This is a genomic window from Actinotalea sp. Marseille-Q4924 (assembly GCF_916618755.1).
GTDB lineage: Bacteria > Actinomycetota > Actinomycetes > Actinomycetales > Cellulomonadaceae > Actinotalea.
The window spans coordinates 1,195,134-1,206,680 of sequence record NZ_CAKAKB010000003.1; the positions used below are offsets into that span (position 1 = coordinate 1,195,134).

At 69.7% G+C, this 11,547-nt stretch carries 6 protein-coding genes, 5 pseudogenes and 1 other annotated feature; of the genes and pseudogenes, 3 read left to right on the plus strand and 8 right to left on the minus strand.

Annotated features, from left to right (window positions below; all coding sequences use genetic code 11):
* Positions 1 to 32: 32 nt before the first annotated feature.
* The 3 genes and pseudogenes from istB (LG379_RS12305) to LG379_RS12315 all read right to left on the minus strand — a co-directional run.
* A complete protein-coding gene (gene istB, locus LG379_RS12305) occupies positions 33 to 857 on the minus strand; it encodes an IS21-like element helper ATPase IstB (RefSeq protein ID WP_225754811.1) in 825 nt (274 codons plus the stop codon).
* On the minus strand, positions 857 to 2,527 hold the full coding sequence (gene istA / locus LG379_RS12310) for an IS21 family transposase (protein ID WP_225754812.1): 1,671 nt from the start codon (positions 2,525 to 2,527) through the stop codon (positions 857 to 859). The genes istB (LG379_RS12305) and istA overlap by 1 nt, the downstream gene beginning before the upstream one ends.
* Before the next feature lie 200 nt (positions 2,528 to 2,727).
* A pseudogene (locus LG379_RS12315) lies at positions 2,728 to 3,209 on the minus strand (transposase); the annotation flags it as partial.
* Positions 2,797 to 2,928: a sequence feature (AL1L pseudoknot), on the minus strand. It overlaps the preceding pseudogene by 132 nt.
* 53 nt (positions 3,210 to 3,262) lie before the next feature.
* Between LG379_RS12315 and LG379_RS12320 the strand changes: the two are divergent.
* Positions 3,263 to 3,394: pseudogene (locus LG379_RS12320) on the plus strand (integrase core domain-containing protein); the annotation flags it as partial.
* Between the two features lie 13 nt (positions 3,395 to 3,407).
* Here LG379_RS12320 and LG379_RS12325 read toward each other — a convergent pair.
* The 4 genes and pseudogenes from LG379_RS12325 to LG379_RS12340 all read right to left on the minus strand — a co-directional run bounded on the left by LG379_RS12325 (position 3,408) and on the right by LG379_RS12340 (position 7,951).
* A complete protein-coding gene (locus tag LG379_RS12325; RefSeq protein ID WP_225754813.1) occupies positions 3,408 to 4,664 on the minus strand; it encodes a hypothetical protein in 1,257 nt (418 codons plus the stop codon).
* Between the two features lie 255 nt (positions 4,665 to 4,919).
* Positions 4,920 to 6,157, minus strand: a pseudogene (locus tag LG379_RS12330) (IS256 family transposase).
* 432 nt (positions 6,158 to 6,589) lie between these two features.
* Positions 6,590 to 7,376 (minus strand): annotated as a pseudogene (gene istB / locus LG379_RS12335) (IS21-like element helper ATPase IstB).
* Complete coding sequence (locus LG379_RS12340; protein ID WP_304522444.1) at positions 7,376 to 7,951, minus strand: hypothetical protein; 576 nt, start codon at positions 7,949 to 7,951, stop codon at positions 7,376 to 7,378. The pseudogene istB (LG379_RS12335) and the gene LG379_RS12340 overlap by 1 nt, the downstream one beginning before the upstream one ends.
* Before the next feature lie 97 nt (positions 7,952 to 8,048).
* On the opposite strand from LG379_RS12340, the gene LG379_RS12345 reads away from it, so the two are divergent.
* The gene (locus LG379_RS12345) at positions 8,049 to 9,353 is read left to right on the plus strand and encodes an IS256 family transposase (protein ID WP_370634508.1); all 1,305 of its coding nucleotides are present in this window, start codon (positions 8,049 to 8,051) and stop codon (positions 9,351 to 9,353) included.
* 47 nt (positions 9,354 to 9,400) lie between these two features.
* Here the strand turns inward: LG379_RS12345 and LG379_RS12350 are convergent.
* Positions 9,401 to 10,033: pseudogene (locus tag LG379_RS12350) on the minus strand (sigma factor-like helix-turn-helix DNA-binding protein); the annotation flags it as partial.
* A 278-nt stretch (positions 10,034 to 10,311) separates the two neighbouring features.
* On the opposite strand from LG379_RS12350, the gene LG379_RS12355 reads away from it, so the two are divergent.
* A complete protein-coding gene (locus tag LG379_RS12355; RefSeq protein WP_225754815.1) occupies positions 10,312 to 11,523 on the plus strand; it encodes an IS110 family transposase in 1,212 nt (403 codons plus the stop codon).
* Positions 11,524 to 11,547 lie beyond the last annotated feature (24 nt).

Here is an 11,547-nt window from a genome sequence, read left to right on the forward strand (position 1 = left end):
CGTGTCGATCCGCCTCGCGGTCGTCGCGGGCTTCAGACCACGGGCGACTGTCCGGCTCGCTGGGCGCGGGTGTGGGCGAGCCGGTAGGAGGTGGTGCCGGTCTCGATGATGTTGCCGCCGAAGGTGAGGCGGTCCACGATCGCGGCGCAGAGGCGTGGGTCGGTGAAGGTCTTGGTCCAGCCCGAGAAGGATTCGTTGGAGGCGATCGCGACGCTGTTGGTCTCTTCGCGTTCGGTCAGGACCTGGAACAGCAGCTCGGCGCCGCGACGGTCGAGTTCCATGTAGCCGAGCTCGTCGAGGCAGAGCAGGTCGACCCGGCCGTAGCGGGCGATGGTCTTGGACAGGACCCGCTCGTCGGCGGCTTCCACGAGCTCGTTGACGAGCTTGGCGGCCAGGACGTACTTCACGCGGTGCCCGGCCATCGCCGCGGCCGCGCCGAGCCCGATGAGCAGGTGACTCTTACCGGTCCCGGAGTCACCGATCAGACACAGCGGCTCACCTTTGGTGACCCAGGCGCAGGCGGCGAGCTGGGCGATCACGGCGGGTTGGATGTGGGGGTTGGCGGTGTAGTCGAAGTCCTGCAGCCACTTCTCCCGGGGGAAGCCGGCTGCGGTGATCCGCCGGGCGGAGCGGCGGCGGTCGCGGTCGTCGCACTCGGCCATGAGGAGCTCGGCGAGGAACCCGCGGTAGGTCAGCTGCTCGCGTTGTGCGGCGTCGGCGACTTCGGCGAAACGGGCGCACATCGTGGGCAGCCGGAGCATCCGGCAGGCCTGGTCGACGGCGGCGTCCGCGGCCTGCTCGGTCACCCCGGTGCGGCCGGCCCGGATCGCGGTGGCGCTGCTGGTGGTGGTGGTCATCAGGTTCCTCGGGTTCCGGTCGCGGGCGGGTGGGTCAGCAGCTCGTCGTACTGAGCGACCGACGGCAACGGCCGCCCGTCGGCGGGCAGGTCCCCGGCGCGGTTGCGGGCCTCGACCAGGCGGCGTTCGGTCAGGCTCGCGACCCGGTCCCGACGACCGGGGACGACGGGCGGGACCAGGTCGACCGCTTCACCTGGTGAGCCGAAGGTCGGCGTGGCGCCCCGCAGCTGCGCGGCCTTGCGCGCTTCGACGGCAACCACGTCGGAGCTGGTGGACCCGATCGAGACCGCAGCGGCGAGCCCGGCGATGACGTCGCCGTGGGTCAGGTGGCGGTGCAGCAGCAGGACCTCGACCATCGCCCGGGTGCCACCGGCGTCGCCGAGCGACCGGCGGGCCAGCGCCCAGAACGCGTCATGAGCGGAGGTGAACGTGCCGGCGGCGCGGGCCTGGGCCAGGGCGGTCGCGCCGGGCAGCGCCCCAGGCTTTCGGGCCAGGACCTCCAGGTAGTGGTCCAGCAGCAGGCTCTGCGAACCCTTACGGACCGACCGGGCGTGGCGGGCGACCTCGGACCGTCCGTCGAAGATGACCAGCTCCGAGGCGCGCAACGACACCTTGACCCGCCGGCCGATCAGCCGCGCTGGGACGGAGTAGTACGCCATCCGGACCATCACCCGGGCGTAGCGGTCGACCCGCGGGGTCAACGTCAGCCCAGGGTCGATGCCCTCGACCGGTAGCGGCCGCAGCAGCGGCTGCTCGAGGACGAAGTCGTGCCCGACCGTCAGGGTGCGGTTGTCGATGCGGCGCCGGTCCTCGGCGGCGTCAATCTGCTCGAGGCGCGCGTTGAGCTCGGCGAGGCTGGCGACGTCAGGCATCGGCACCAGGTGGTTGCGCCGGAACCGGCCGACCTCACCCTCGACCCCGCCCTTCTCGTGGGCGCCCTCGATTCCGGGCATGCAGTAGAAGCTGTCGAAGCCGTAGTGGGAGCGGAAGCTCACCCACCGGTCGGACTCGGTCCGGTTCCGTCCGAACAGCACCCGCGTCACCGCGCTCTTGAGGTTGTCGTAGCGGATCTTGTCGGTCGGGGTGCCGCCCAGGACCCTGAACGCCTCCAGGTGGCCCTCGATGAACGCCTCCTGTCCCTGGCTCGCGAACACCCGGTGCACGGCCTTGCCGGAGAACGACAGGCGCAGGGTGAACAGCGCGCACTTGGTCAGCTCACCGTCCAGACGGACCCACACGTCACCGAAGTCGACCTCGGCCTCCGCGCCGGGCTCGTGGGTCTGCGGCACGAACGCCTGCTCCGCGTCCTTGCCCGCCGCGGCCCGCACCTGCGGCCGGCGCTTGGCGACGTAGTCGCGGACCGCCGAGTACGTCAGCTCGTTCATGCCGTGCTCATCGACCAGACGGGCAAGCACCCGCCGCGCCGTGTGCTGCTGCTTGCGCCACGCCGTCAGGTCCTCGACCAGCATCGCGTCGATCAACGGCTTCGCCGCCTCGAGCTTCGGGGCGACCCGCACCGGAACCTTCCGCGGCGCCGGGACCGCCGACGCCAGAGCCGCACGAACTGTTCGCCGGTGCACGCCGTGCCGCTCCGACAACGCCCGAATCGACAGCTCTTCGCGCCGGGCATCCCGGCGGATCGCTTCGTAGAGCTCCACCCGCGTCCCCAACCTGGCCCCCCACCAGAGTCGTTGATCACGACTATGCAGGCGCGGGCGCACCTCGACCGACAACGACGCCCTGGCGTGTCGGCAAGTGGGGCCAGATCAAGCCGTCACACCCTCGACAGATCGCCGAGCGGAACCGGGTGGGGCCAGATCAAGCCGTCACGGTGGGGCCAGATCAACCTGACACAGCCATCGACCAGCAGGTTCACCGCGTAGGCGTCGGCCAGCTCGGCGTCGCTGACCGGGGCGACCAGCCGGGCGTAGTACGTGCTCGGGGCGATCTGGATGCCGTGAGCGGTGAGCACCCGGCAGATCGGCTCGACCCCGAAACGGTCCCGGAAGGCGGTGATGTAGTCGCAGATCACTTGAGTCGGCGGTCGAGCTCCGCCTGGGCGAAAAACGCGGACGCGGTCTTGAGGATCTCGTTGGCCCGCCGCAGCTCGGCGTTCTCCCGCCGCAGCTGCTTCAGCTCGTCCTCGGTCGCGCTGGTCACGCCGGGCCGGGCGCCGGTGTCGATCTCTTCGCGCTCGACCCAGTTCCGCAGCGTCGCGGGGTTGATGTCCAGCACGGCGCCGACCGCGCGCCGGGCTGTCAGCTTCGACTCACCGAGATCTCGAAGGCGGTCGAAGTACATCCGCACCGCACGGGCACGGGTCTCCTCATCGAACTTACGGGGTGCAGACACTGGCTCAGTCTCCTTGCAGGATCAGAGCCTCTGCCAGACCCAGGACGATTCACTATCGCCAGGTCTTCACCTCCAACGCCGAACGCACCGCTGCCCTTGCCCCATGGCTCGAGCACTACAACACTCGACGGCGCCACAGTGCTCTCGGAGCCCTCCCGCCCATCAGCCGCCTGTCAACAACCTGACGGCCAAGTACATCTAGCCCCTTCGCTCGCGTTCCTGGCGTTGTACATGGTCGTCGACCTGCTCGCGCCACAACCGGTACGCCTTCAGCCAACCGACCATTGCGTCCTCCAAGGGCTCCCCGACGTCCTCAGCCCACCTAAGCCCGGCCCCAAGTCGGCCTCGTCCCTCAAGCCCGGCCGCACCGAGGAACAACCAGGCGCACTTGGGGTGGGATTTGAACCTCTCCGCGAGCCGGTCCCCGATGAAAAGCTCGAGAGCTCGCAGGGCGTCCATAGCGGTCCGCGCTTCCGCGCCGCTCGGGCGATACCCGGCATGGACGACGCGGTTGCGGACCCCCGCGACATGCGAGTGCCAAGGTGAGAGCTTCTGACCTGTCACCGACCATTGGCCCCCCAGTCGAGGGTGGTAGTCGGTTTGGACCCGAGATGTGAGCGGCTTAGAGAAGACCGTCGCAGCCTCGTCAACAGCGGTGCGCTTCTCCCACATGATTACGCCTAGAACCGCATCAAGCAGGATTTCAGCGGCGATCGCCGTTTGCACCACACTCTCGCCAGGGCGGCCTCCTACATTTGCCTCAACCACCGCGTCAAGCCGCCGCTCCGCGAAAAGCACAAAGGGGTCGTGCACCGCGGACCGTCTGATGAACTGGTCGATTCGGTGATGCCCGTCTTGGGTAAGCGGCTCCGGGACGACGCCAGGAATGTTGGCGTGGTTCAGAACCGTAATGCCCATTGGCTGCGGTGGGCCCGGGTCCGCAATATCCCGTTCCAACCGCGGGACTAGGGGGTGGAGGCGCTCATAGGTCAACTCGGGGACCCTGACGTCCTCAGCGAGCCGGTACGCCCGGTGGTAGGCGAGCAACTCGTCGATGCAGCGAGTCAAGTCGTCGCCATCGGCCTCCAGCGACAAGGGCCGCACGCAGGTGACGGCCTCGACGACGGTGACATATGCACCTTCTGGATGCGATGGTGCCTGAGCTAGCTCCCTGTCGGCGGTGCCGAGAATTTGTCCGATCACTCTCGTCGCGGCAAGTAGCCCGGATGCCATCTCCGTCGGCACCTGCCAGAACTTCAGCGAGACGAAGTTGGAGCCTTCAGAGGGTCGCGACGCCAGGTGCGGTGTCGGCGCCCACTCCATGCCGGCCAGTTCGGGCACTGCCAGGGCGGGCAGGACGCGGGTCCATGTGGAGCCGGGATGCAGGGGAATCGGATCGGGCAAGGTTAGGAGGTAGACCCGAAAGAAACTGCCCGGCTCGTCGGAGTTCTCCACGTCGATAGCCTGCCCGACCCGCGTCAGTTCGGGAAGCGCCAGGTCAAGGCGGCAGAGGTCGACCACGGGAGCGGCGGGGACGCGCTCTGCATCTGGCCCTGTCCACCGGTGAGGGCCCGCTGAGCTCGGGACGCGGGGATTGACGAGCGCGTCGAACTGGAGGACGGGCACCTGAAGCTGCGGCCCCGCGCGCCGGCCGGTGAACGGGGTCAAGTCCCTGGGAGTGGTGTAGCGGTTCGGCGTGACCCTGATGGGTTAGGCGGTCAGGGCCAGGGGTGGGTCGATCACCTCTTCCTCTCCGGGGACGATGGCCAGGCGGGCCTTGGCGAGGAGCTCGAGGCCGAGGTAGCGGCGTCCTTCGGCCCATTCGTCGTGCTGCTCGGCCAGGACCGCGCCGACGAGGCGGATGACGGAGGCGCGGTCGGGGAAGATCCCGACGACGTCGGTGCGCCGGCGGATCTCTCGGTTGAGGCGCTCGTTGGGGTTGTTGGACCAGACCTGGCGCCACAGGCCCTTGGGGACGGCGGTGAACGCCAGGACGTCGGCGCGGGCGGCGTCCAGGTGGGCGGCGACGTCGGGGAGCTTGTCGGCCACGGCGTCCAGGAGCTTGTCGAACTGGGCCTGGACGTCCGTCGGGGTCGGCTGGTCGTAGACCGAGTGCAGCATCGCCTTCACCGCCGGCCACGACGCCTTCGGGGTCACGCTCATGAGGTTCGCCGCGTAGTGCGTGCGGCACCTTTGCCAGGTCGCCCCGGGCAGGGTCGCGCCGATCGCGGCCACCAGCCCGGCGTGGGCGTCGGAGGTGACGAGCTTGACCCCGGACAGGCCGCGGGCGACCAGGTCCTGGAAGAACGTCAACCACGCCGGGCCGGTCTCAGCGGTGGTGACCTGCACCCCCAGGACCTCCCGGTGCCCATCGGCATTGACCCCGGTGGCGACCAGGACCACGGCGTTGACCACGCGCCCGGCCTCGCGGACCTTCATCGTCAGCGCGTCCGCGGCGAGGAACGTGTAGGGCCGGCGTCCAGCGGGCGGGTCCGGAACGCGGTGACCTGGGCGTCCAGGTCCTTGGACATCTCGCTGACCTGCGACCGCGACAGCGAGGTGATCCCCAACGACTGCACGAGCTTGTCCATCCGCCGGGTGCTCACGCCCAGCAGGTAGCCGGTCGCGACCACCGACGTCAGGGCCGCCTCCGCGCGCCGGCGACGGGTCAGCAACCACTCCGGGAAGTAGGTCCCGGTGCGCAACTTCGGCACGGCCACGTCGATCGTGCCGACCCGGGTGTCCAGGTCCCGATGGCGGTAGCCGTTGCGCCGGTTCACCCGATCATCGGAGACCTGGCCCCACCCGGCGCCGCAGACCGCGTCCGCCTCGGCCGACAGCAACGCGTCGATGAACGTGCTCAACAGCTCACGCATCAGGTCCGGGGATGCCTGGGCCAGCTGCTCGTGCAGGAACCGGGCAGGGTCGATACTCATAGGTGCGGTCATCGCGGAGTCCTTCTTCGAGTCGGTTGTGAGAGATCACTCGAAGGGTCACGCGGTGACCGCGTCCTCGTCTACGACGACACGATCACCGGGCTACCGGTACACCACTCTGACGGACGCAACTGTGAACGGTCTGCAACCGCCTGGACCAACATCACATGCCCTACGACGGCTGGCTTGACCGTGCACGAGCGAAGGAAGCGATCCGTCCAGGCGCTGAGAACGTGACGAGCGTGGTCCTCAGGTGGTCGCCTCTTCGGACATGAGGTGCTGCGGTGGGCACGGGCTGCGGACGCAACTTTCGGAGGCGGTCGCTCGAGCATCCGCACATCCGCACATCGGCTACTAGGAGACTTCACGCAGGACCTGTCAACGACGGCTGAAAACGGACCCCTTGGCGACGGGCGAAAGTGGACCCCCCTCTCGGTGGTGTGGTCAGTCGGTCGGGGCCGCTGGTGGGCGGCCGAGGTCTCGGTTCTTGAGCCGGTAGGAGTCGCCCTTGAGGGCGATCACGTCGGCGTGGTGGACGAGGCGGTCGATCATCGCGGCGGCGACGGTGTCGTCGCCGAAGACCTCACCCCACCGCCCGAACGGCTTGTTCGAGGTCACGATCAGCGAGGCGCGTTCGTAGCGGGCTTAGACGAGCTGGAAGAACAGGTTGGCGGCTTCGGGTTCGAAGGGGATGTAGCCGACCTCGTCGATGACCAGCAGCGGGTAGCGGCCCAGGCGGCGTAGCTCGTCTTGCAGGCGCCCGTCGTGGTGAGCGGTCGCGAGGCGGTCGACCCACTCGGCGGCGGTCGCGAACAGGACCCGGTGACCGGCTTGGCAGGCGCGGATCGCGATGCCGGTGGCCAGGTGGGTCTTGCCGGTGCCGGGCGGGCCGATCAGGACGACGTTCTCCCGGCCGGCGATGAAGTCCAGGGTGCCCAGGTGCGCGATCTGCTCACGCTTCAGGCCGCGGGCGTGGTCGTAGTCGAACTCGCTCCAGGGACTTGCGGGCCGGGAACCGCGCGGCGCGGATCCGGCCTTCGCCGCCGTGGGACTCGCGGGCGGCGACCTCGCGTTGCAGGCAGGCGGCGAGGAACTCCTCGTGGGTCCAGGACTCGGCGCGGGCGCGGTCGGCGAGCCGGTCCATGGACTCGCGCATCGTGGGCGCCTTGAGCGCCCGGGTCAGGAACGCGAGCTCGGCGGTGACGTCACGGGGCTTGGTCGTGGTGGACATCAGGCCACCTCCGTCAGACCGAACGCGGTGTCGTAGTCGGCCAGGTCACGCTGCTGGACGACCTCGACCGCCGTGGTCGGGGGCCGGTGCGCAGCCGCGTGGGCCAGGGCCAGCGCTGCGGCGCGGTGCGCGGGGTCGGTGATCGTCTGGTTGCGGGCCCAGCAGCGGTCGTGGACGGCGACGACCCTGGACCCCAGACGGACGGTGACCTGCTCCAGGTCGGCGGTGAGCAGCACCTTGCGCCCGACCGCGACCGGGTCCACGGAGTAGTCGTTGGAGTCGATGCGGACGTAGTGGTCCCGCGGCAGACGCACGGTCGCCTGCCACCCGGTCCGTGGGGCGACCGGCGGCAGGGACAGCATCGCCGCCAGGTCCGCGGCCCAGCGGTCGACCGGGCGGGTGCCCAGCGTCCGGTGATGGCGGGCGTTGGCCCGGGTCAGCCAGTCGCTGAGCTGAGTGTTGAAGTCGCCGGGGCCGGTGAAGGTGCGTCCAGGCAGGAACGAGGTCTCCAGGTAGCCGTTGGCCCGCTCGACCAGGCCCTTGGCCTCCGGGTCGCGCGGGCGGCACTGGTGCACCGAGATCCCCAGCGTCCCGCGGAGGGCGTGTCGGAATCTCTGTGTAAGTGCGTGACCTCGACGCTGGGCCGTGCGAGCGGCCCGGGGAGGACACGTAATGAGCGATGTGACCGAGACTGCACGGGTGGGACGTCGTGGCCGTGAGCCGGATCCGGAACGCGATGACGGGCTCGTGGATGCCGGGTTGGCCGAGGAACTCGTGGCGCGGGCGCGTGAGCAGGGCGTGGAGCTGCTGGGCGAGAACGGGCTGCTGCGGCAGATGACGAAGGCGATCCTCGAGCGGGGTCTGGCCGAGGAGCTGACCGAGCACTTGGGCTACGAACCGCACGAACGGGCCGGGGCTGGGAACGCGCGTAACGGCACGACGCCGAAGAAGTTGCACAGCGAGGCCGGCACGATCGATCTGGACGTCCCGCGGGACCGGGCGGGCTCGTTCGAGCCGAGGCTGGTGCGCAAGGGCCAGCGGCGCCTGGACGGCATCGACAAGATCGTGATCGGCCTCTACGCGCGCGGGATGACCGTGCGGGACATCCGCGCGCACCTGGCGGAGATCTACGACGTGGAGGTCTCGCCCGATCTGATCTCCACGATCACCGACGCGGTCCTGGAGGAGGTCCGCGAGTGGCAGGCCAGGCCCCTGGACCGGGTCTACCCGGTGATCTTCCTGGACGCGATCATCTGCAAGGTCCGCTCCGAGGGCACCGTGCGCAACAAGGCCGCTCACCTGGCCGTCGGCGTCGATGTCGATGGCCGCAAGGAGGTCCTGGGCATCTGGGTCGAGCACACCGAGGGCGCGAAGTTCTGGCTGCGGGTGATGAACGACCTCAAGGCCCGCGGCGTCGAGGACGTCCTGATCGTCGTCTGCGACGGGCTGACCGGCCTGCCCGCCGCGGTCACGGCCGTGTGGCCGGAGGCGATCGTGCAGACGTGCGTGGTCCACCTGGTCCGGTCCTCGATGCGCTGGGTCAACTACAAGGACCGCAAGAAGGTCGCCGCCCAGCTCCGCTCGATCTACGCGGCCGCGACCGAGCAGGCCGCCCGGGACGCGCTGGATGCCTGGACCGATTCGGACATCGGACGGCAGTACCCGGCGATCAAGCGCCAGTGGGAGGCGGCCTGGGAGCACGTCATCCCGTTCTTCGAGTTCCCTCCGGAGGTCCGCAAGGTCATCTACACCACCAACATGATCGAGTCGATCAACTACCAGCTCCGGAAGATCACCAAGACCCGGGGGCACTTCCCGACCGACGAGGCGCTGGTCAAGCTGCTCTACCTCGGCTGCCGCGAGATCGGCGTCGACCACGCCCGCCAGACCGCCGGCCGCACCCTGGCCACCGGCTCCTGGCGAGCCGCGCTGAACCAGTTCGACCTGATGTTCCCCGGCCGCCTGGACCGGGCCTGACACCATGAACACCAGTCACCCACTTACACAGAACGACGGACAGGCCCCCCGCGGAACGCCTCGAACTCCTCAGTCAGCCGGGGCCGGCCGGCCCGCCAGGACCCGACCGCGGCCTCGTTGTCCCAGACCAGCTGCGCCGGGACCCCGCCCATCGCCTGCAGCAACTCCCAGTGCCCGGCGATCAGATCCGGGCCCTGCCGGGTCGGCAGCATCCGAGCGAAGATCGTCCTCGAGTAGCCCGAGACCATCACCAACACCGGTGGGCTGCCCGCCTGACCGGACCCGAGCGGGACCTGCGCCGGCGGGAACCACAGATCGCACTGCACCCGCTGGCCCGGGTCATAGGCGGTGCGCGTGGCCGGGTCCGGCGGCAGGTAGTACGGGCGCAGCTCACGGACCCGGTCCTTGAGCACCGTCAGTGACCGGTCCCACCCGATCCGCTCGGCGATCACCGTCGCCGGCATCCGCGGATGAGCCCGCAGCAGCTCCCGCACCTGGGGCTCTACCGCGTCCACGATTGAGCCCCTCGGCGCCCGCTCGTACTTCGGCGGGGCATCCCGGGCCAGCGCCCGGCGCACCGCGTTCCTCGAGACACCCAGCTGGCGGGCGATCGCCTTGATCGCCATCCCCTCAACCCGGTGCAGCCGGCGGATCTCCGCCCAGTCCTCCACGGTCATCACCCTCCTCAGCGTGGCCGGAGGGGGTCCGTTTTCGGCCGTCGCTCAGGGGTCAGTTTTCAGGCGTCGCCGACAGGATCGGCGTCCGGCCAGACTCGGTCCAGGTGTCCGGCGGGACGCTCTCTTCAGCGGCTGCCCTCCGGTTCCGGTTGTGGCTCTCATCTGGACTGCGGCCCGTCGGACACCGTGACGAGGCGTGGCTCAAGAGGGGACTGCCCAGCTCGTAGTAGCACTGCCCACCTCGCCGTCCCTTACCCGGTTCGAGGAGAGCAGGAGACGCCGTGGCGCGCGTGATCATCGGGGTCGATCCCCACAAGTTGTCGGCGACGCTCGAGATCGTCGACCAGCACGGTCACCTGCTGGGGACCGGCAGGTTCACCACCGACAGGGCCGGCTACGCCGCGATGCGCAGCTACGTGAGGTCCTGGCCCGAGCGCGTGTGGGCCATCGAGGGCGCCAACGGTGCCGGCCGCCCGTTGGCGCAGCGGCTGGTCGAGGCCGGTGAGCAGGTCTGGGACGTGCCTGCCAAGCTCGCCGCCCGGGTCCGCCTGTTCGACACCGGCCACAACCGCAAGACCGACGCCCTGGACGCCCACTCGATCGCCATGGTCGCGGTCCGCACCCGCGGCCTGCGCGTCGTCGCACCCCACGGTGAGCTGGAGGCTCTGCGGATGCTGGTCGACCGTCGCGATGAGTTGGCGCGGTTGCGGGTGCAGATCGTCAACCGGCTGCAGCGGCTCCTGTCCGAGCTGATCCCTGGCCAGCGCAAGAAGGACCTCTCCGCCGCCCAGGCCAAGGCGATGCTGGCCACCGTGCGACCCCGAGACATCGCCGGCAAGACGCGCCGGCGGATGGCCGCGGAGGAGATCGCCGACCTGGTCGCGGTCGACGCGAAGCTGAAGAAGATCAAAGGCGAGCTGCAGGCCGCGGTCCTGGCCCGTGGCTCGACGCTGCTGGAGGTCTACGGCATCGGACCGGCCGGCGCGGCCCGGATCCTGGCCGATGTCGGTGACGTCGCCCGGTTCGCCGACCGCAACCGGTTCGCCTCCTGGACCGGCACCGCACCCCTGGACGTCTCCTCCGGGGAGCAGGTCCGCCACCGGCTCTCCCGCGCCGGGAACAGGCGGATGAACCACGTCGTGCACGTCGCCGCGATCGTCCAGCTGCGCCATGACACCGAAGGGCGCGCCTACTACCGGCGCAAGCTCGCCGGGGGCAAGACCCCGATGGAAGCGTTGCGCTGCCCCAAGCGGCGCCTGTCCGACGTGATCTACAGGCGCCTGGTCGCTGACGCCCACACCGCCGCCGCCCGCCTGGCTGACGCGGGCCCGGGAGGGCACTGCGGGGCGACTCAAGAATCCAGCGCGGTCGACCTGCCCCCGCACATCGACACTTCGGATCAGCCACTTCCCGGACCCGCAGCACCGACGCTACGCCCCGGCGACCGCACGAGAAAGAGCCTCACCCAGAGGGCCCTCGAACCCGCCTCTTGACACAGAGGGGAGCCAGATCCGGAT

Excerpts from the sequence above, each read along its gene's own strand:
- LG379_RS12345 (WP_370634508.1), top strand. The coding sequence starts at position 8,049 with ATGAGCGATGTGACCGAGACTGCACGGGTGGGACGTCGTGGCCGTGAG.
- istB (WP_225754811.1), bottom strand. The coding sequence starts at position 857 with ATGACCACCACCACCAGCAGCGCCACCGCGATCCGGGCCGGCCGCACC.